This is a genomic window from Rhizobium sp. WSM1328 (assembly GCF_057653715.1).
Window position 1 is genome coordinate 2,341,288 of sequence record NZ_CM172788.1, and the last position, 17,719, is coordinate 2,359,006.

At 63.1% G+C, this 17,719-nt stretch carries 22 protein-coding genes and 1 pseudogene; 7 read left to right on the forward strand and 16 right to left on the reverse strand.

Annotation, left to right across the window (positions count from 1 at the left end; genetic code table 11):
- The first annotated feature begins 67 nt into the window (after window positions 1–67).
- The 3 genes from AC2444_RS11890 (at window position 68) to AC2444_RS11900 (ending at window position 1,691) form a co-directional block, all read left to right on the forward strand.
- Window positions 68–859 (forward strand): helix-turn-helix domain-containing protein, encoded by a 792-nt coding sequence (locus AC2444_RS11890; RefSeq protein WP_012757820.1) that lies wholly within the window; start codon window positions 68–70, stop codon window positions 857–859.
- A gap of 70 nt (window positions 860–929) precedes the next feature.
- Window positions 930–1,328 (forward strand): polyketide cyclase, encoded by a 399-nt coding sequence (locus AC2444_RS11895; protein WP_012757821.1) that lies wholly within the window; start codon window positions 930–932, stop codon window positions 1,326–1,328.
- Window positions 1,329–1,691, forward strand: coding sequence for a VOC family protein (locus tag AC2444_RS11900; RefSeq protein WP_003540467.1), 363 nt, complete (start codon window positions 1,329–1,331; stop codon window positions 1,689–1,691). It begins immediately after the preceding gene.
- Between the two features lie 55 nt (window positions 1,692–1,746).
- Here AC2444_RS11900 and AC2444_RS11905 read toward each other — a convergent pair whose 3' ends face one another.
- The 8 genes from AC2444_RS11905 to AC2444_RS11940 form a co-directional block, all read right to left on the reverse strand.
- Entirely contained in the window at window positions 1,747–2,463 is a 717-nt protein-coding gene (locus AC2444_RS11905; RefSeq protein ID WP_012757822.1) for a PAS domain-containing protein, read from the reverse strand.
- A gap of 262 nt (window positions 2,464–2,725) precedes the next feature.
- Window positions 2,726–3,661 carry a lipid A biosynthesis lauroyl acyltransferase gene (locus AC2444_RS11910; RefSeq protein WP_012757823.1) on the reverse strand — a complete coding sequence of 312 codons (936 nt, stop codon included), beginning with the start codon at window positions 3,659–3,661 and terminating at the stop codon, window positions 2,726–2,728.
- A gap of 4 nt (window positions 3,662–3,665) precedes the next feature.
- Window positions 3,666–4,694, reverse strand: a complete 1,029-nt coding sequence (locus tag AC2444_RS11915; RefSeq protein ID WP_012757824.1) for a zinc-binding dehydrogenase — start codon at window positions 4,692–4,694, stop codon at window positions 3,666–3,668.
- 56 nt (window positions 4,695–4,750) lie between these two features.
- On the reverse strand, window positions 4,751–6,037 hold the full coding sequence (locus AC2444_RS11920; protein WP_012757825.1) for a beta-ketoacyl-ACP synthase: 1,287 nt from the start codon (window positions 6,035–6,037) through the stop codon (window positions 4,751–4,753).
- 12 nt (window positions 6,038–6,049) lie between these two features.
- Window positions 6,050–7,255, reverse strand: coding sequence for a beta-ketoacyl-ACP synthase (locus AC2444_RS11925; protein WP_012757826.1), 1,206 nt, complete (start codon window positions 7,253–7,255; stop codon window positions 6,050–6,052).
- A complete protein-coding gene (locus tag AC2444_RS11930; RefSeq protein WP_012757827.1) occupies window positions 7,252–7,734 on the reverse strand; it encodes a 3-hydroxyacyl-ACP dehydratase FabZ family protein in 483 nt (160 codons plus the stop codon). The genes AC2444_RS11925 and AC2444_RS11930 overlap by 4 nt, the downstream gene beginning before the upstream one ends.
- A gap of 203 nt (window positions 7,735–7,937) precedes the next feature.
- The gene (locus tag AC2444_RS11935; protein WP_003540486.1) at window positions 7,938–8,216 is read right to left on the reverse strand and encodes an acyl carrier protein; all 279 of its coding nucleotides are present in this window, start codon (window positions 8,214–8,216) and stop codon (window positions 7,938–7,940) included.
- A gap of 52 nt (window positions 8,217–8,268) precedes the next feature.
- The gene (locus tag AC2444_RS11940; protein WP_017994367.1) at window positions 8,269–8,502 is read right to left on the reverse strand and encodes a hypothetical protein; all 234 of its coding nucleotides are present in this window, start codon (window positions 8,500–8,502) and stop codon (window positions 8,269–8,271) included.
- 146 nt (window positions 8,503–8,648) lie between these two features.
- Between AC2444_RS11940 and AC2444_RS11945 the strand changes: the two genes are divergently transcribed.
- Window positions 8,649–9,371, forward strand: coding sequence for a Crp/Fnr family transcriptional regulator (locus AC2444_RS11945; RefSeq protein WP_012757829.1), 723 nt, complete (start codon window positions 8,649–8,651; stop codon window positions 9,369–9,371).
- Window positions 9,372–9,457: 86 nt separating this feature from the next.
- Here the strand turns inward: AC2444_RS11945 and AC2444_RS11950 are convergent, their stop codons facing one another.
- The 8 genes from AC2444_RS11950 to AC2444_RS11985 all read right to left on the reverse strand — a co-directional run bounded on the left by AC2444_RS11950 (window position 9,458) and on the right by AC2444_RS11985 (window position 16,091).
- The gene (locus AC2444_RS11950; protein WP_012757830.1) at window positions 9,458–9,886 is read right to left on the reverse strand and encodes a L,D-transpeptidase; all 429 of its coding nucleotides are present in this window, start codon (window positions 9,884–9,886) and stop codon (window positions 9,458–9,460) included.
- A gap of 139 nt (window positions 9,887–10,025) precedes the next feature.
- A complete protein-coding gene (locus AC2444_RS11955) occupies window positions 10,026–10,226 on the reverse strand; it encodes an ECs_2282 family putative zinc-binding protein (RefSeq protein ID WP_012757831.1) in 201 nt (66 codons plus the stop codon).
- A gap of 93 nt (window positions 10,227–10,319) precedes the next feature.
- Window positions 10,320–11,300, reverse strand: coding sequence for an adenosylcobinamide-phosphate synthase CbiB (gene cbiB, locus AC2444_RS11960; protein WP_012757832.1), 981 nt, complete (start codon window positions 11,298–11,300; stop codon window positions 10,320–10,322).
- On the reverse strand, window positions 11,297–12,319 hold the full coding sequence (cobD, locus tag AC2444_RS11965; protein ID WP_012757833.1) for a threonine-phosphate decarboxylase CobD: 1,023 nt from the start codon (window positions 12,317–12,319) through the stop codon (window positions 11,297–11,299). Before cobD ends, cbiB begins: the two co-directional genes overlap by 4 nt.
- Window positions 12,316–13,626, reverse strand: a complete 1,311-nt coding sequence (locus tag AC2444_RS11970) for a cobyrinic acid a,c-diamide synthase CobB (RefSeq protein ID WP_012757834.1) — start codon at window positions 13,624–13,626, stop codon at window positions 12,316–12,318. Before AC2444_RS11970 ends, cobD begins: the two co-directional genes overlap by 4 nt.
- Complete coding sequence (gene cobA / locus AC2444_RS11975) at window positions 13,623–14,462, reverse strand: uroporphyrinogen-III C-methyltransferase (protein ID WP_012757835.1); 840 nt, start codon at window positions 14,460–14,462, stop codon at window positions 13,623–13,625. The genes AC2444_RS11970 and cobA overlap by 4 nt, the downstream gene beginning before the upstream one ends.
- 185 nt (window positions 14,463–14,647) lie before the next feature.
- The gene (locus AC2444_RS11980; RefSeq protein WP_012757836.1) at window positions 14,648–15,601 is read right to left on the reverse strand and encodes a nucleoside hydrolase; all 954 of its coding nucleotides are present in this window, start codon (window positions 15,599–15,601) and stop codon (window positions 14,648–14,650) included.
- Window positions 15,602–15,671: 70 nt separating this feature from the next.
- Window positions 15,672–16,091, reverse strand: coding sequence for a cobalamin biosynthesis protein (locus AC2444_RS11985; RefSeq protein ID WP_026157385.1), 420 nt, complete (start codon window positions 16,089–16,091; stop codon window positions 15,672–15,674).
- Between the two features lie 100 nt (window positions 16,092–16,191).
- Between AC2444_RS11985 and AC2444_RS11990 the strand changes: the two are divergent.
- The 3 genes and pseudogenes from AC2444_RS11990 to AC2444_RS12000 form a co-directional block, all read left to right on the forward strand.
- Window positions 16,192–16,458: pseudogene (locus AC2444_RS11990) on the forward strand (TSUP family transporter); the annotation flags it as partial.
- A 51-nt stretch (window positions 16,459–16,509) separates the two neighbouring features.
- Window positions 16,510–16,923 (forward strand): nuclear transport factor 2 family protein, encoded by a 414-nt coding sequence (locus tag AC2444_RS11995; protein WP_017988609.1) that lies wholly within the window; start codon window positions 16,510–16,512, stop codon window positions 16,921–16,923.
- Window positions 16,923–17,717 carry a helix-turn-helix domain-containing protein gene (locus tag AC2444_RS12000; protein ID WP_017994374.1) on the forward strand — a complete coding sequence of 265 codons (795 nt, stop codon included), beginning with the start codon at window positions 16,923–16,925 and terminating at the stop codon, window positions 17,715–17,717. The genes AC2444_RS11995 and AC2444_RS12000 overlap by 1 nt, the downstream gene beginning before the upstream one ends.
- The last annotated feature ends 2 nt before the right edge of the window (window positions 17,718–17,719 follow it).

Genomic DNA, 17,719 nt, shown 5'->3' on the forward strand with positions numbered 1-17,719 from the left:
GTTTTTCGTGCGCCCTGCCCGCAATGCCCTATCTCATGTTATCATCAGGGCATCGGGAGATATCACATTGTCATCGGGAAGACGAAAAGATACGGCTCTCCTGGCGGCCCGCGCCGGCCAGTACCGCGAGGCTATGCCGCCGCCGGCGCTGCGACGCCATTTCAGCCGCCTCTGGTCGCATGCGCTGCATGACGGACCGCCGGCAATGGTGGCGATCGTGCCGGACGGCTATTGCGACCTGCTCTGGATCGACGGCCGGCTGGTCGTCGCCGGCCCTGACCGGACAGCGGCCTTTCCCGTCATCCGGCCGGGCGCGACTGTCATCGGCGCACGTTTTGCGCCCGGCGCCGCAGCACCCTGGCTGAAAACGCCGCTCTCGGCACTGGTCGGGTGCTCGGTGCCCCTTGCTGACATCGGCCGAAAGGACACCGCCGAATTCGAAGCGCGGCTTGCGGATTGTCTCGACCCCCCGGCCGCCACGGCGCTGTTTAGCCGCCTGCTCGAAGAGACCGCGCGCAATGAGGAGGAGCCAGCCCGCGACGCCGCCATGATCTTCGCCGCCGCCGACAATGCTCGCCCGGTGTCCGGCCTGCTCGACCGCCTCGGCATGAGTGAAAGGCAGCTGCGCCGCCGCTGCCACCACCATTTCGGCTACGGCGCAAAGACGCTGGAACGGATTCGCCGGTTCCAGCGTTTCCTCGACCTCTGCCGCAGGTCGGGCGCTATGCCGCTTGCCCGCCTTGCGCTCGAAGCGGGCTTTGCCGACCAGCCCCACATGACACGCGAGGTCGGCGAGCTCTCGACGCTGACACCTGCCGTCATTCTCGGCCAGCTCAGCATACGGCAAAGAGCCGATTGACCGATTTGTTCAAGACGCTGCTGGCCGGTCTGTTATTCTGACGAAACCAAATGCCAGGGACCTGCAAGCCATGTCGACAATGCCCGCGAAAATCCTACACCTGTCGATAGAGCGCGACTGGCGCGACGTCTATGACTTCGCCGGCAAGCCAGAGAACATGCCGCTCTGGGCCTCCGGCCTTGCGACCGGCTTAGAGACTCACGGCGCCGACTGGATCGCCCACGGCGCTCTCGGCAGCGTCAAGGTGAGCTTCGTTCCTGCCAATGAATTCGGCGTGATCGACCATACGGTGACGATCGAATCCGGCCTCAGGGTTTATAATGCTCTGCGCATCGTGCCGAACGGCGATGGCTGCGAGGTCATGTTCACGCTGCTGCGCCTACCCGGCATGACCGACACACAGTTTTCCGCCGATGCCGCCCATGTCGAGAAGGATCTCGCCATGCTGAAAGCCCTGATGGAGAGATAGATGGCCGAGAAGACAGAAAACCACGACCGCCGCATCGACTATGTCGAATTCAACGTCGCCGACATCGCCGCCGCCAAAGCCTTTTACGGCTCGGCCTTCGGCTGGCGCTTCACCGATTACGGCCCCAATTATTGCGAATTCGACGATGGCCGGTTGAAGGGCGGCTTTTCCGATTTCGGACCGGTGCGGCCGGGCGGCGGCCCGCTCGTCGTCGTCTATGCCAGTGATCTGGAAGAAGTGCTGACCTCAGTCGAAAGAGCCGGCGGCACGATCTGCCGGCCGATCACCGATTTTCCCGGCGGCCGTCGCTTCCACTTCCTCGACCGCGATGGTTACGAGCTCGCCGTCTGGGCGGCTGCTTAGCCAGACTGCCCGAGGCAGCCGAGTTGGTCAGGCTGCCTAAGGCTGCCGACCTAGATCAGGCAGTCTGCGACAGCCGATCGAGATCTTCCATGACGAGCAGGGCGCCGATCACCGTACCGCCCGCATCGCGCAGCGGCGACATGCGACAGCGCACCTGCCGCGATTTGCCGCTGCCCGCCGAGCGCTCATAGGAATAGTCGATCTGTTCGCCGGCAAAACAGGCGTCGAGCTTATGCTTGGCGCATTCGGCAAACCGCTCCTCGCCGATGAATTCGGAAAGGTGACGGCCGATGAGCTCCATCGGCTTCCTGTTGAGATGGGCGCTGTTGGCTGGATTGGAATAGAGGTAGCGATAGTCCCTTGTCAGCACCGCCACGCGATCCGGTAGGCTTTCCAGGATTACCGCGTTGAGGAACTGGCCATTGTCGGTATCAGGCACATAGGCTGGCGGCGGCTCGATGCGCACATCCTGCGGCGAAGGCACGCGCCAGTCCGGCCCATGTGCCCCGAAATAGCGGTCGAGCAGGTAGGAAAGCACCGACGTGTGCTCCGTGACGCTGGCGCTGTCGTCGGCATCCTGGCTGATCAGATGGCTCACAAACTGTAGCTGCATGTAGACTTCGAGCAGATTGACTGCCCGGTAGGCGAGGATTGCCTCGACCAGCGGCTCGACATGGCGGTCGAGCGCCGTGACACGTTGATCGTCGCCCAGGCGTATGGCTTCCTCGATTTGCACGCAACGCAAGGAAAAAGCTCGAAAAAGCTCCAGCAAGACGCCTCCACTCCCATTGTCCCAAGAGACGAGTCCGAAACCTCACATGGCTGCATTTCCCAAAAATGCGCCTTCCGGTAGACATTATTCGCGTCTTGGTGGTGACGGGTAACATGAAGTGCCCTCAGATTCAATCCGAGAGCACCTGCCGCTTTTCACCGCTGATAAATGGGGGTGGACCTTTTTTAGAGTATGATGCCGAAAAGTGTCAGCGGTTTTCGGGCGACATCATGCTCCAACTATTATTCTGGAGCATCCTATTCTAAGGCGCGAGCGTCTGCTTGATCTGCCAGCGGTCGTGATACCAGAGCCACTGTTCCGGATATTCCCGCACCCAGCTTTCCACCTTGTCGTTGAGCAGCTGGGCGGCGGCCGGCAGGTCGAGGTTGCCCTTGGCATCGCGCGGCATGTCCAGCCGCGGCTCGATTTCCAGCCGGTAGCGATTTCCCGGCAGCCGGATGCAGCGCGCTGGATAGACTTCGCAGTCGAACTGACGCACCAGCTTCGGCAGCAGCGGATTGGTCTTGACGTCGCGCCCGAAGAAGGTGCCCTTCAGCCCCTTGCGGAATTTCTGATCGACCAGCACGCCCACGCCCTGACCTGCTTCCAACTGACGGGCGAGCGCGAAAGACGAGCCTGCGTGCGAGGGCACCAGCTTGCCCATGCGGGCGCTCCGGAAGTCGAACACCTTCTTGGCGACATAAGGATTATTCGGCGGCCGAAAGAGCACGGTCACGGTGAGCCCGAAGGCGGCTCCCGCCACCGGCAGCAGCTCGAAATTGGCGGTATGTCCGGTAAAGACGATGAAGGGGCGCGGATTGTCACGCAGGTCGAGGAAGATCGGGACGCCCGACACCTCCACCCTGCCCGGCTCCGACTTTTCAGGATCATAGTCGAACAACTGGTCGAGGAAGACGTATTCCGCAGCAAGCCGGCCCATATTGCCCCAGCTGGCGAGCGCGATCTCCTCGATCTCGGCCTCGCGCTTCTCGGGAAAGGCGTTGCGCAGATTGGTCAGCATCAATCTGTGGCGGCCGGTCAGCCGGCCGAGGCGTCGCATCATCCTGTCGGCAAAGCGGATCGCGCCATCGGCCGGAAACAGCTTCAGGAAATTCATGAAGCCGAACATCAGCTGAGCCACCAGCCATTGCTGGAAATTCCTGAGCGCCAGAACGATCCGGGTGATGAAAAGCTTCACGCGGTCAATCCATCTTCAGGATGATCTTGCCGAAGATCTGGCGCGATTCCATCCGCTCCAGCGCCCGGTCGATATCGCTGAAGCTGACCTCGGTATCGATGACGGGATGGACGAGCCCGCGGCCCATCTTCTGCATCGCATTCGCCATGTTCTCCATGCGGCAGCCGAAGGAACCGAAGAGCTTGAGTTGTTGCTGGAACAGCATCATCAGGTTCATCTCAGTGGAAACACCCGAGGTCGAGCCGCAGGTGACGAGGCGCCCGCCGCGCTTCATGCAGAGCATCGAGCCTGCCCAGGTGTCCTTGCCTACATGTTCGAAAACGACGTCGACGCCCTTCTTCTTGGTGAGCTTGCGCACCACGCCTTCGAAACGGTCGGTGCGGTAGTTGATAACGTGATCGGCGCCGAGCGCCTTGGCCTTCTCGATCTTGTCGTCCGAACCGACCGTGGTGATGACGGTGCAGCCGATCTTCTTGGCAAGCTGGATCGCCGCCGTGCCGATGCCGGAGCCGCCGGCATGGACGAGGATCGTCTCGCCCGGCTCAAGCTTGGCATTGTCGAACAGCATGTGCTCGACCGTGCCGAAAGTGACCGGAGCAAGCGCCGCGCCGATCGCGTCGACGCCGGGAGGGGCTGGCACCAGCAGGCGCGCCGGCAGGTTGACCTTCTCCTGGGCGAAGCCGTCGAGATGGAAGCCGTGCACGCCGGAGACATGTTCGCAGAGATTGTCGCGGCCTTCGCGGCAGGGGCGGCAGAGGCCGCAGGTGCGCGCGCCGTAGATGGAGACGAGCTGGCCCGGCAGCACGTTGGCAACGCCCGGCCCGATCGCCTCGACGACGCCAGAAGCTTCGGCACCGATAACCAGCGGCATCTTGCGCTTGGCGAATGCCATGCCGCGCCAGCCCCAGACGTCGATATGGTTGAGCGCCACCGCCTTGACGCGCAGCGTCACCTCGCCGGCACCAGGAGCGTCCGGTTCCGGCAGGTCGGTGATCTCAAGCTTGCGGTCATCGATCAGTTGCAAAGCGCGCATGGCAAAATCCCTCGCCTTCAAGACGGTCTTCTTGTTTTGAAATTGTCGCGAACCGCTTAAGCCGGTTCGAGCGCCATGACAAGGCTGGCATTCTGCCCGCCGAAGCCGAAGGAGTTGGAAAGCACGGCTGAAACCTGGGCTTCCCGCTTCTTGTTCGGCACGACATCGAGAACGATCGACGGATCGGGGTTGTTGTAGTTGATCGTCGGCGGCAGCGTTCCAGTCAACATCGTCTGCAGCGAGAACACCGCCTCGACGGCACCCGCCGCTGTCAGCGTATGGCCGATCATCGACTTGTTCGACGAAACCGGAATGCCGACAAGCCGATCGCCGAACACGGCCGACATCGCGCCATACTCCATCTTGTCGTTCTCCGGCGTCGAGGTGCCGTGCGCATTAATGTAGCCGATGCCGCTCTCGTCGATGCCGGCATCGGCAAGGGCCGCGCGGATCGTCGCGATTGCCGGGCCGCCATCGGGCGACGACCGGGTGCGGTGGAAGCTGTCGGCCTTGTCGCCAGCGCCCTTCATGATGCCGAGCACCTTGGCGCCGCGGGCGACCGCTGATTCCAGCGATTCCAGCACCAGCGTCGCCGCGCCTTCGGCGATGACGAAGCCGTCGCGATCCTTGCTGAACGGCTTGGAAGCCTTGGTCGGCGGATCGTTCTGTGTCGAAAGAGCTGACAGCAACGAGAAGCGGATCAGCGCTTCGGCACTCAGCGATCCATCGGTCGCGACCGTCAGTGCGCGATCGCTGCGGCCTTGGCGGATCGCCTCGATGCCGAGCTGGATCGCCGTGACGCCGGAGGCGCAGGCGGTCGACAGCGTGACGGGAAGGCCGCGGGTGCCGAACCGGTCGGCAAGGCGCTCGGAAATCGCACCGAACAGGGCCGCCTCATGGAAGGCCGGATCCGGACGCTGGCGCAGCGCCGTCAGGAAGCGCTCATAGGCATCCCCCGGATGGTCGGAAGCCGGCGAACGGTCGGCAAGCTCGAAGCGCGCACTCCACTCCGGCTCGATCGGCGGGGCGGCGAGGAATAGCGGGCCGTTGAAATCGCCGGAAAGGCCGGCGTCGGCGAGCGCCTCGATCGTCGTTTCGCGGGCGAAGGCATAGGAGCGCTCGACGGCGTTCGGCAACGGAATGCCGATGAAATCGACGGTGCCGGCGATCCGCGTCGACAGGCCCTCGGTCGGGAAGCGGTTGATCTCGTGGATGCCCGATGTGCCGGAGGTAAGGGCTGCCCAGTTGTCACTGAGGCCCTGGCCGAGCGAAGTGATGATGCCCATGCCGGTTACGGCGACGATCGGACGGCCGAGATGATCCTGGTAAGCGGAAGCTGTCATATCTCTCACTCCTCACGCATCTGCGGAAAGAACGGCAACGCCCTCGCCGCGCTGGTGTCCGACCATGGTCACGACGGCGGCGGTGATCCCTGCCCGCATCGGCGCCTCATGGGCGGCGTCGAATGGCGGAACCTTGGCCTTGCCGTCGACGGCAAGGGCGGCGAGCGCAAGACCCAGCGTAAACTGCGTCTCGATCGTATGGCCGGTGACGCCGCCGAAGCCGCGGATCGCAACGTCCGGCAATTGATGCTCGAGCACCGCCCGCTCGCGGGCGGCAAGATCGTGCATGCCGGTCGATCCGGAAAAGATCGCCGTGCTTTCAGTGGCAAGCCCGGCAGCCGGCGCCAAAAGCCGCTCCAGCCGGACTTCGAGATTGCCGGAATTGCGATTGCCGCGGTCGCCCTCGACTGCATCGATGACGGCATAGATATGGGCGCCGCGGGCTTCGGCGTGTTTGCGCGATTCCAGCACCAGGAAGGCGCCTGCCGAACCGGTGATCATGCCGCCGCCGTCGCTCGGCCTGCGCGACCAGAGCGGCACCCAGTCGCCGCGCGCATGAGCGCCGATCGCCTCGGTGAGCAGGATCATGTCGGGCCGTTCGGCCGCGAAGGCGCCTCCAACAAGTGCATGTGAGGATTCGCCTGATTTGATGCGGTAGAAGGCGGTCTCGACGGCGGATATGCCGGCTGCTTCCTCGCCCATGAAGGTACGCGACGAGCCGGTGACCTTGTGCACGATCGAGATATTGCCGGCGAGCAGGTTGGAAAGCTGGGCGAGGAACAGCGTCGGCCTCAGCTCGGTCGTCAGCTTCTCGTTGAGCAGCAACTCGCGGTCATTGCGCTTCAGCGCCTCGTCGACGATCAGCGTGTCGACATTGATGTCGCGCTCGCCGCCGCCGGCCGCCACGATCATGTCCATCGTGCCGCAGGCCTCGATATCGTCCTTGAAACCGGCATCGTCGAGCGCAAGGCCGGCGGCGAAGACGCCGATGCGCTGCCAGTTCTCCATCTGGCGTTGATCGCCGCGCTTGGCGATCTGCTGCGACCAGTCGATCTCGGGCAGCGGATGCACCGGATAGGGCTTGAACTTTTCGGTCTCGACGATCGCTTTGGGCGCACTGGCGGCCGAAAGCAGCGCGATATGCGCATCCTTGCCAACGCCCTGACAGGTGACGATGCCGATGCCCGAGATGACGACGTCGTTTGCAGCCTTGCTCATCCAATCACTCCCTGCGCCGCGATCGCCTCGAGAAGCCCGATCTCGCCGGCACGTTTCTTCACGATATCGCCGAGCGGCACCTCGGAAAACGGCATGGTGCGCAGTTTCAGCTGCGCATCGCAGACCTTCTTGCCGCCGCTGGTGATTCTAGCCTTGGTGACCGCGAAACCCGAACCGTCATGCTCGAGCACCGCCTCGATGTCGAGCACGGCTTCCGGTTCGACGAAGGTGCGCATCTTGGCGCCGTCGACCGTCATCAGGAAGGGCATGGCGGCAAAATTGGTGACGGCAAGCACCAGCATGCCGGAGGCCTGGGCCATGGTCTCGATCAGCAGCACGCCGGGAACGAGCGGCATGCCGGGAAAATGACCCTCGAAGACGGGGCTCTTCGCCGGCACGACGGATCGCGCCTTAAGCGTGCCCTTCTTCAGGTCCACCGCTTCGACGCGGTCAATCATCTGGAAATATTCCAGCAGCATTCGGATCCTCCGGCCCGACAGGCAAGATCCGCCCGCCGGTGACGCCTAAAGCGCGTCTGGTTCGCACTTTAGGTCTTTGTTTTATGCATGCCGTTGTCCCAAAACCGCTGCGCACTTTTGGCCGGCATGCACTAGTTAGGAACGAAACCGCCCGGCCGCCATATTCACGGCGGCAGGGCGTTCAAAAAAGACTGTTATATCGCTCAGGCCTTGGCTGCTTTGAGCTCGTCGATCTTGGCGCAGAGGTTCTTCAGCACGAAGTATTCTTCGGTGGAAACCTTGCCTTCGTTGACTTCCTGCGTCCACTTTTCGAGCGGGATCTTGATGCCGAATTCCTTGTCGATCGCAAAGACGATGTCGAGGAAATCGAGGCTGTCGATACCGAGGTCGTCGATCGTATGGCTCTCCGGCGTGATCGTCGCGCGGTCGATCTCGCTGGTTTCTGCAATAATGTCGGCAACTTTATCGAATGTAGCGGTCACGCGCTGTACCTCATGAAATGACGATTTAAACCCCCTCATAGGCAAATCCATTTCAAAAGCCAATGCTTTCGTCCCGGCGTTGCGGCAATTTGCCGGCTGGGTGTTGCCTAAACAGCAATGGAATGCCGGCCTTTGCCGTCACCCAGGGCGCGAGGCGACGCTGCTGCAGAAAACCCGTCTCGCCGGCGAGGGCGAAGAAGCCGTCCGAATCAAACCCGCGGACGGCCTCGTCTCGACGCCGCACTTCCAATAACAGCCAGGGCACGCAAACTTTGATCTGGATCAAATCGCGATCCGGCCAAAATTGATAATCATCAAGCCGCGCTGGAAGAAATCGGGATAGCCGAACCCGCAATCGCGGCGTAATCGTCTAGGGTATGCCCGGCATGCGCAACCACACCCGGCACATGCGGATTTCGAAGGGATCAGGACATGGACGTCGCACGCAGTGAGGTTTCCGACGCCGGCACTCTCGCCGCCTGCCGTTCCTGCCAGGCGCGGCACGGCGTCGTCTGCGGCGCGCTGTCGAGCAGCCAGCTCCGGGAGCTTGGCCGCCACTCGCTGCGCCGCAAGGTCGATGCCGGCAGCGAGATCATCGCTCAAGGCTCGGAAAGCTCCTTCTATTCGAACATCATGCGCGGGGTGGTAAAGCTCTGCAAGGTGATGCCGGACGGGCGCCAGCAGATCGTCGGCCTGCAATTCGCCCCCGATTTCGTCGGCAGGCCATTCGTGCGTGAAAGCACGCTGTCGGCCGAGGCTGCGACCGATTCCGAAATCTGCGTCTTCCCGCGCAACCTGCTCGACCGCATGATATCGGCGACGCCGGAACTACAGCGCAGCCTGCACGATCAGGCGCTGAAGGAGTTGGATGCCGCGCGCGAATGGATGCTGACGCTCGGCCGACGCACCGCCGAAGAGAAGGTCGCAAGCCTGCTCCACCTCATCGCCACCCATGCCGAACCGCAAACGGCCACAAGCACCGCCTTCGATTTGCCACTATCCCGCGCCGAGATCGCCGATTTCCTCGGTCTGACGATCGAAACCGTCAGCCGCCAGATGACCAGGCTGCGCAAGAGCGGCGTCATTCGCATCGAGAACTTCCGACGTATCATCGTCCCCGACATGGATGAGCTGGAGAGGATGATCAGCGCGTAAACTGGGATCAGCTGCCGATTTCGGGTCAGGCGCTGATCTGAGATCAGCGCATAAAAGGGATCAGCTGTCGATTTGCTGATCCGAGATCAGCGCGTAATGACCACGCGGGTATTGGCAAGGCCGGCCTGCCGCGTCAGCGAGAAGAATTGGGCGGCATTGTCGGGATGCAGGCGAACACAGCCATGCGAGGCCGGCCGGCCCAGGCGCTTCAGGTCGAAAGTGGCGTGAACGGCGTAACCGCCGTTGAAGAACACGGCGTACGGCATCGGCGCATTGTCGTATTTGCGCGAGCGATGATCGCGCGACAGCCACTTGGCGCTCCACGAACCGGTTGGCGTGACATAGCCGTTGCGCGCGGTCGAAACCTTCCAGCGGTACTTGACGAAGCCGTTCTCGGAAACGGTCATCGTTTGCTTGCCGATGCTGATATTGGCGACCAGCGTTGCTGCCTGAGCGGCAACGGGAGAAAACTGCAGCAATAAACTTGCGGCCGCAGCCGCCAAAACCCGCCTCATGATACCCTCTTATCGCCTTGGCGCAGTTTAATTGCGCCCCCACGAAAGAGAGACTACGGCAATACTTATTATATTGCTTTAATCCGAATGGTAATCACAACTCTAACGGCGCATGGCAGCAAGCGGGTGCGCCGCAGGCTTACTGAAGCTTACGCTTCGCCCCAAATTGATTGAGCTGCTGGTAGGCCTTGTTCATCTTCTCGCGGATCGAGGCCATGGTGCCGAGATTATGGCCGCAGGCGGCACAGGTGATGATGTCGGTCTCCCGGATCTCGGGACGCTCGAACTTCATCTTGGTGCTCTTGCACTTCGGGCACGGTAATTCAACCTGAACTGTCATCACTCTGCTTCCGGTCTGGTGGAGGTAGGAGGCGTTTCGCATAAACGTTTGAGTGGGAGCTGTCTACCGAGGCGTGGTCGTACCGTGCCGCCTCTACAGAAAACACAAGAAAAGCCCGAACGTCACACCGGCGAGCACCATGCAGCTGGCATAAAACACCGATACGCCGTCCTCGATGTCGCCCGAGGTCGCCACGTCGCGGCCGGCGTCGTTGATCATCGGTTCACGCACGATGACGCCGCCATAGATGCGCGGGCCGGCGAGCTGGACGTTCAGCGCGCCTGCCATGGCCGCCTCCGGCCTGCCGGAGTTCGGCGAACGGTGCAAGGCCCCGTCGCGCATCGCCACGCGGATCGCCTCACGGCCGGCGCTTGTTCCCCGCCGGATCCAGGCTCCGGCGGCAATCAGCAGGATGGAGAGGCGCGCGGCCGGCCAGTTGGCGACATCGTCGAGCCGAGCGGCCGCCCAGCCGAAGTCGATGTATTTTTCCGACTTATGGCCGATCATCGAATCCGCCGTGTTCAGCATCTTGTAGGCGAAAAGCCCCGGCAGGCCGAAGACTGCATACCAGAGCGCCGGTGCGACGACGCCGTCGGAGAAATTCTCGGCAAGGCTTTCGATCGCCGCGCGGCAGACGGCAGGCTCGTCCAGCGTCTCGGGATCGCGCCCGACGATGCGGGAAACGGCGGTCCGCCCGCCGGCAAGCCCCTCGTCGCGTAGCGCGACGGCGACGGCCGCGACGTGATCGGCAAGGCTTTTCTGCGCCAGGAAGATCGCCACCAGCCCGGTCTCCAGCAAGATGCCGACAAGGCCGAACAGCGCGAAGAACCGGTTGAACACGAAGCCTGCGGCCAGCGCCAAAAGAAGCAGCGCCAGGATGGCAGCGACGCCGTTCATCCGGCGTTGCGACCCCGTGAGGCTTGCGGGATTGAGCTGCCGGTCGGCATAGGAGATCGCCGCGCCGAACATGACGACGGGATGCGGCACCCGCAACCACAGCCATTGTGGATCGCCGGCGATCCGGTCGAGCAGCAGCGCCAAAAGCAGCACGAGAAGGTTTTGGTCGATCGTCATCGCTTAAATCTCTGAAGGGCTTCGCCAAGCCGCCTGTCCGCCGCCGGATCGGGAGCAAGCCCGAAACGCAACCAATCCGGCGCATTATCGAACTTGCGGACGAGAATATGATGCTGGCAGAGATATGTGTAAATGTCGCTCGCCCTGGCGTCATTGACAAGGGTAAACAGCGCCGTGCCCCCTGCTATCCGCAACCCGGCACCATCCAGCGCCGTATGCAGGCCGATGCTGCGCTCCTCGATGCGGCTGTGGATCGGAGAAACGTCCGAACGCAGCAGCGAAGCGGCCAGCGAAAGCGCCGGGCCGGAGACGGCCCAGGGGCCGAGCCAATCCTCGAAGCGTTCGAGAATATTCTCCCCCGCAATCGCAAAGCCGAGCCGCAGGCCGGCAAGCCCGAAGAACTTGCCGAAGGAGCGAAAGATCACCAGATTGGAAAGCTGCGGCGCACGGGATGCAAGGCTCAGCGCCGGATTTGTATCACCGAAGGCCTCATCGACGACAAGAAACCCGTTTGCAGCCTTTATCCTGTCGTGCAGGGCGACCAGCGTTTCGGCCGGCCATATCCGCCCATCCGGATTGTTCGGATTGACGACGACGGCCAGCCGATGCGCGGCTCCGATCGCGGCAACATCGTTGACCGCATCGACGGCAAAACCGGCCGAGGTGAAGGCACGCGCATATTCACCGTAAGTCGGCGACACCACGGCGATCCTATCGTCCGTCACGGCGATGCGTTCATCCGCGCCGACCAACCGCGGCAAAAGCTGAATGACCGATTGCGTACCGGGCACGGGCAGCGGCAGAATCTCGCCGCTGCCGTAATGGTCGCGCGCTGCAAACCTTGCCGCGTCGACCAAATGCCTGTCCGGCAGGCGGTGCCAAGCCCGTGCAGGAATCTCCGGCAGGGCGACGGGGCACGGATTGATGCCGGTGGAAAGATCGAGCCAATCTTCCGGCCTGCCGCCGAAAGCGGTGGCAGCGGCGGTGATGCCGCCGCCATGGACGATCGGTGCGCTCATGCAGCCGTTGCTCCGGCCAGATCGATCAGATGCATGTAGGACCCCGCCACCTGCCCGCACCGGAGCCCGGCTGCACCCAGATCGGTCCCGAGCGCATCCTGCACCTGAAAAAGCCGCTTGCCCTCGCCCTCGGAGACGACGCTGGAATAGTGGAATTCATGGGCCGTCATCATCCGCGCGAAGAAGGCGCCGTCGAGCGGCACGACACGGCGATAGCCGAGATGGCGCGTTCGCTCGGCATAGCTGGTAACGACCGGCAGCAGGCCGAGCATCTGATGGCGCTTGCCCTCCGCATCGATCAGCCCGTTGCCGAGCACCATATAGCCGCCGCACTCGCCGTAAATCCGGACGCCGCGCGCCGTCGCGTCGAGCATGCCGGCGCGGAAATTCTGCGCCTCTGCGAGCCGTCCGGCGTGCAACTCAGGATAACCGCCAGGCAGATAGATCGCATCGGCGTCGTTAGCTGGTGCCTCGTCGGCAAGCGGCGAGAAGAAGGAGATCGCAGCACCCCGGCGACGCCAGCCGAGCAGCATATGCTCGTAGGAAAAGGCAAAGGCGACATCGCGCGCCACGGCGATGCGTGCGCCCAGCGGCGGCAACCGGTCGATATTGGCGGCCGACGGCCGGTTGAGCCCTTGCTTCGCAATGCGTAGCAGAAATTCGAAATTGCATTCCTCGGAGACCGCATCCGCTGCATGGTCGATGAAATTGTCGAGCGTCGCATGTTCGCCGGCCTGGACGAGGCCGAGATGGCGTTCCGGCAGGGAAAGCGCCTTGTCGTTGCCGATGACGGCGATGACAGGCATGCGGATAGCCTCCAGCGCCTGTCGCAGCATAGCTTCATGCCGGTCACTGCCGACCTTGTTGAGGATGACACCGGCAACGCGGACATCGGCGCGGAAGCCGGCAAAACCGGCAACCAGCGGCGCCACCGACTGCGACATGCGCGAGGCGTCGACGACGAGCACCACGGAAAGCCCGAGCTGAGCCGCGAGATCGGCCGCCGTTCCCTTTCCGTCGGCCGCGCCGTCGAAAAGCCCCATCATTGCCTCGATGACAAGGATACGGTCGCCGGAGCGGTGAAGGGCGCCATTGGCCGAGATTAGCTCCGGGCGCATCGCCCAGGGATCGAAATTCAGGCAGAGCGTGCCGCTTGCGGCCGCATGAAAGGCGGGGTCGATATAGTCGGGGCCAGCCTTGCCGGGCGCGACCGCGACGCCGCGCCGGCGAAGCGCACGGAGCAGCCCGAGCGTCACCGTCGTCTTGCCGGCGCCGGAGGAAGGGGCTGCGATCAGGAGGCCGCTCATGCCCGCACCTTGCCGGACCGGCGGAATGGATCGGGTTGCAGGCGCCGCCCCGCGAGCGCACCAAGCCAGTCGAGTGAAGCTCGGAGCCGGACCACCTCACCGACGACGACCACCGCCGGCGGCTCCAGCCCGGAGACAGCGACGGCCTCAGTCGCCTCCCCGAGCGTCGTTTCCAGCACCTGCTGCCGGCCAGTGGCAGCATTGCAGACGAAGGCAACGGGCTCCGACGGCAGCCGGCCTGCGGCGATCAGCCGGGCGCTGATCTCGCCGATATGCTTCATCGCCATGTACATGACGATGACGGGCGAGCCCTGGCCAATCGCCTCCCAGTTGATCCTGTCGGGCACGATGCCGGACGAATCATGGCCTGTAAGGAAGGTCACGGCATGGTTGATGTCGCGATGCGTCACCGGGATGCCGGCATAGGCGAGTCCGCCGATACCGGCGGTGATGCCGGGCACGATGCGGAAGGGAATGTTGTGTTCGGCCAGCGTCAACGCCTCCTCACCGCCGCGCCCGAACACGAAAGGATCGCCGCCCTTCAGCCGCAGCACCCGCTTGCCGGCGCGCGCCAGCTCCACCAGCCGCAACGAAATGTCGCGCTGTTTCGCCGAAGGCTTACCGCCGCGCTTACCGGCATATTCCACCAGCGTTTCCGGCCGCGCCAGCGCCAGGCATTCCTCGTTGACCAGCGCGTCGTGGACGATGACGTCGGCCTCGAAAAGCCCCTTGGCGGCGAGCAGCGTCAAAAGCCCGGGATCGCCGGGACCGGCGCCGACGAGCCAGACGCTGCCCGGCTCAAGCACCGGAAGATGGGAGAATGCGGCATCGATCATCCTGCTGATCTAGGCCCCGCAAAGGGCAAGGTCAACGCCGCGCCCATCACCTCACTTGAAGTTGCTAAGACGACCATGACTCACTTTGCAAAGAGGCGGATTCGAATTCTCGAAAAACCGGCACAACAATATGAATATATTATCATATATCGAAAGCCGGCGCGATGCGCCGGCTCACCCATCCCTCAGGCTGCAAGCAGCGTGTTGCGGATGAGGTCGAGGACCTTCTCCGATTCAATACCGGTGCAGACGACCTGGCTCGGCAGGCCATCCCAAGCGCCGTCAGGCGGAAAACGCCGCCCATCCGGCCTGACGATCGTCTGACCATCGGCGATGCCGCCGCAGACGACGCGCACCGCCCCCGATATCGACGAGAACAGCTCCGGCACCACGACATAGACGCAGGCGCAACTGTCATGCACCATCATGCCGTCTTCGACCGCGTGCTTGTAGAAATCGATGTAGGACTGCGAGAGTGCGTCGAGCTGCTTCACCGCCTTGTCACCCCTAGCCGCCATCTCGCCGAGATAGCTGCGGCTCATCGTGGTGATCGCGGTGACGTCGAGGCCGATGACGGCGACCTTCCAGGGCGCGGTCATGACGATGTCGGCAGCTTCGGGATCACCGTGGATATTGGCCTCGGCGACCGGCGAGACATTGCCCGGCACATAGAAATTGCCGCCCATGATGACGACGTCCTTGGCCAGCGTCGCAATCTCGGGATCTTCCTTCAGCGCCAGCGCCAGATTGGTCATTCGGCCAACGGCGACGAGTCGCACTTCGCCCGGATGAGCGCGCACCGTGTCGATGATAAAGCGATGCGCCGGGCGCGGATCGAGCGGCAGGTCGATCGTCTCGGGCACATCGATATCGCCGAGGCCGTTCTCGCCATGCACCATGGCCGGCCACGGCCGCTCCGCGCGCGCGGAATCGATGGTGACGCTGGCGCCTTTGGAAACGGGTGCCGCAATATTCCATTCGCGCTTGAGGAAGAGCGCATTGCGCGTCGTCGTCTCGACCGAGGCGTTGCCGAAGACCGTGGTGATGCCGAGGAGGTCGATTTCGGGATGACGATGCAGAAACAGAAGCGCCATGGCGTCATCGACGCCAGGGTCAGTGTCGTAGATGACCTTGTGCATGAGATATCCTCTAGATGTGAACCGTGAAGCTGCCGAACGGCGCTGCGAATTGGCGCCACCATAACGTCCACTAGGCTTTCTGCAACCCGCTGCGGGCAACTGCCGCCGTCGCATGTGCAGATTTGATCTTGGCGACAGCAAGCTCGGCATCCGGCCCCGCAGCCGCCAGCGCAGCTGCCTCGGAGACCCCATGGCAGCCGACGCGGGCAAAGACGATCGCGGAAGGATTCGCCAGTCGCGGCGTCTCCTCCTCGAGCCGCAGCGCGCCGAAAAACACGGCGGGCACGGAAAAATGCGCGGCAACGGCAAGGATCGCGGGCTCCAGTCTTCGGCTGTCGATCGAGGCAATGGCTGTGAGTTCCGCCGCGCTTATAGCGACTGCGTCGAGCGCCTCGATCGCAAGCGCCAGCATCTCGGCAGGCGGCGTGCCGCGCTCGCAGCCGAGCCCGAGCACGTGGCGCCTCGCCGTATCGAAAGAGATATCGCTCATGGAAACCGTCAAATACGCCCTGCCCATGTCTTTGCAGCCATTGCAGCTTGGGGCGGCAAATGCAACAAGGCCGTTCGAAATCCCTGCCCGGAAAACCACCTTGCCCGATATCGCCTTCCATCTGCTTCTGCTGCTCTGCGCCGTGGCTTTCTTTGCCGGGTTGGTCGATTACATTGCCGGCGGCGGCGGCCTCATCACCGTCCCCATCATGCTGATCGCGGGCATTCCGCCGCTCCAGACCCTCGGCACCAACAAGGTGCAGTCCCCATTCGGCGCGGCCTCGGCCACGATCACCTATACCCGCAAGGGCCATGTGCAGCTTGCGGAACAACTGCCGATGGCGCTGATGGCTGTCATGGGCGGTTCGACCATCTTCCATTACCTCTGGCGTAATTGATAGGGTGCATCGCCTTCCCGCATGATCGGACTGCCTGGAACTGACGGGCGATCAAAAGGAGATGACCCGATGAACGACGCAAACACCAACGCAGAGCGCTATCTCGCCATCTGGAACGAGACGGATGCCGCTCGCCGTCGCGCTCTCATCGCCGAGAGCTGGAGCAAAGCCGCCACCTATATCGACCCACTGATGCGCGGCGAAGGCCATGAGCAGATCAATTCGCTGGTCGAGGCGGTACAAAGCCGCTTCCCCGGCTTCCGCTTCGCCCTGATCGGCGCGGCCGACGGCTACGGCGACAACCTGCGCTTCTCCTGGGGCCTCGGCCCGGAAAACGGCGATGCGCTGATCAAGGGCACGGATTTCGCCGAACTCGAAGGCGGCAAGCTGAAATCCGTCCGCGGTTTCATAGATTTGCTGCCGGAAGCCGCCTGATGACGCCGACCGCCCGCTCCCTTGGAGACCATCTGCGCGAATGGCGCCAGCGCCGCCGCATGAGCCAGCTCAACCTCGCGCTGGAGGCGGAGATCTCGCAGCGGCATCTGAGCTTCATCGAGAGCGGGCGCTCGACACCGAGCCGCGACATGCTGCTGCATCTTGCCGAACGGCTCGACGTACCCCTTCGCGATCGGAACCCGCTGCTGCTCGCGGCGGGTTTCGCTCCTGTTTTTGCCGAACGCGCACTCGACGATCCCGCATTGGAACCGGCCCGTCGCGCCATCGACATGGTGTTGAAAGGGCACGAGCCCTTCCCAGCAATCGCTGTCGACCGCCATTGGACACTCATCGCGGCCAATGCGGCCATCGCTCCGCTGCTCTCAGCCGTTTCCGACCAGTCTCTGCTCACGCCACCCGTCAACGTACTGCGCCTCAGCCTGCATCCACAAGGATTGGCGCCCCATATCAAAAACCTTTCCGAGTGGCGCGCCCACCTTATCGGCAGGCTGCGCCAGCAGTTCTCGGCTTCGGGCGATCCAATGTTGGACAAGCTTTTAAAGGAGTTGCTGTCCTATCCGGCGCCTAAAACTGCTGGCGAGGTCCATACCGACTACGCCGGCATCGCCGTTCCCCTTCAGCTTTCGAGCAAGGCCGGCTTGCTTTCCCTGATCTCGACGACGACTGTGTTCGGCACGCCCGTAGAAATCACTTTGTCGGAACTCGCGGTCGAATCCTTCTTCCCGGCGGATGAGGAAACGGCTGCCATCCTGCGCAGCCTCGCGCTCAACTGACC

Coding starts and splice junctions, on each gene's coding strand:
- AC2444_RS11895 (WP_012757821.1), top strand. CDS start 930: ATGTCGACAATGCCCGCGAAAATCCTACACCTGTCGATAGAGCGCGAC.
- AC2444_RS11900 (WP_003540467.1), top strand. CDS start 1,329: ATGGCCGAGAAGACAGAAAACCACGACCGCCGCATCGACTATGTCGAA.
- AC2444_RS11915 (WP_012757824.1), bottom strand. CDS start 4,694: ATGCGCGCTTTGCAACTGATCGATGACCGCAAGCTTGAGATCACCGAC.
- AC2444_RS11920 (WP_012757825.1), bottom strand. CDS start 6,037: ATGACAGCTTCCGCTTACCAGGATCATCTCGGCCGTCCGATCGTCGCC.
- AC2444_RS11925 (WP_012757826.1), bottom strand. CDS start 7,255: ATGAGCAAGGCTGCAAACGACGTCGTCATCTCGGGCATCGGCATCGTC.
- AC2444_RS11930 (WP_012757827.1), bottom strand. CDS start 7,734: ATGCTGCTGGAATATTTCCAGATGATTGACCGCGTCGAAGCGGTGGAC.
- AC2444_RS11945 (WP_012757829.1), top strand. CDS start 8,649: ATGGACGTCGCACGCAGTGAGGTTTCCGACGCCGGCACTCTCGCCGCC.
- AC2444_RS11950 (WP_012757830.1), bottom strand. CDS start 9,886: ATGAGGCGGGTTTTGGCGGCTGCGGCCGCAAGTTTATTGCTGCAGTTT.
- AC2444_RS11955 (WP_012757831.1), bottom strand. CDS start 10,226: ATGACAGTTCAGGTTGAATTACCGTGCCCGAAGTGCAAGAGCACCAAG.
- cbiB (WP_012757832.1), bottom strand. CDS start 11,300: ATGACGATCGACCAAAACCTTCTCGTGCTGCTTTTGGCGCTGCTGCTC.
- cobD (WP_012757833.1), bottom strand. CDS start 12,319: ATGAGCGCACCGATCGTCCATGGCGGCGGCATCACCGCCGCTGCCACC.
- AC2444_RS11970 (WP_012757834.1), bottom strand. CDS start 13,626: ATGAGCGGCCTCCTGATCGCAGCCCCTTCCTCCGGCGCCGGCAAGACG.
- cobA (WP_012757835.1), bottom strand. CDS start 14,462: ATGATCGATGCCGCATTCTCCCATCTTCCGGTGCTTGAGCCGGGCAGC.
- AC2444_RS11980 (WP_012757836.1), bottom strand. CDS start 15,601: ATGCACAAGGTCATCTACGACACTGACCCTGGCGTCGATGACGCCATG.
- AC2444_RS11985 (WP_026157385.1), bottom strand. CDS start 16,091: ATGAGCGATATCTCTTTCGATACGGCGAGGCGCCACGTGCTCGGGCTC.
- AC2444_RS11995 (WP_017988609.1), top strand. CDS start 16,510: ATGATCGGACTGCCTGGAACTGACGGGCGATCAAAAGGAGATGACCCG.
- AC2444_RS12000 (WP_017994374.1), top strand. CDS start 16,923: ATGACGCCGACCGCCCGCTCCCTTGGAGACCATCTGCGCGAATGGCGC.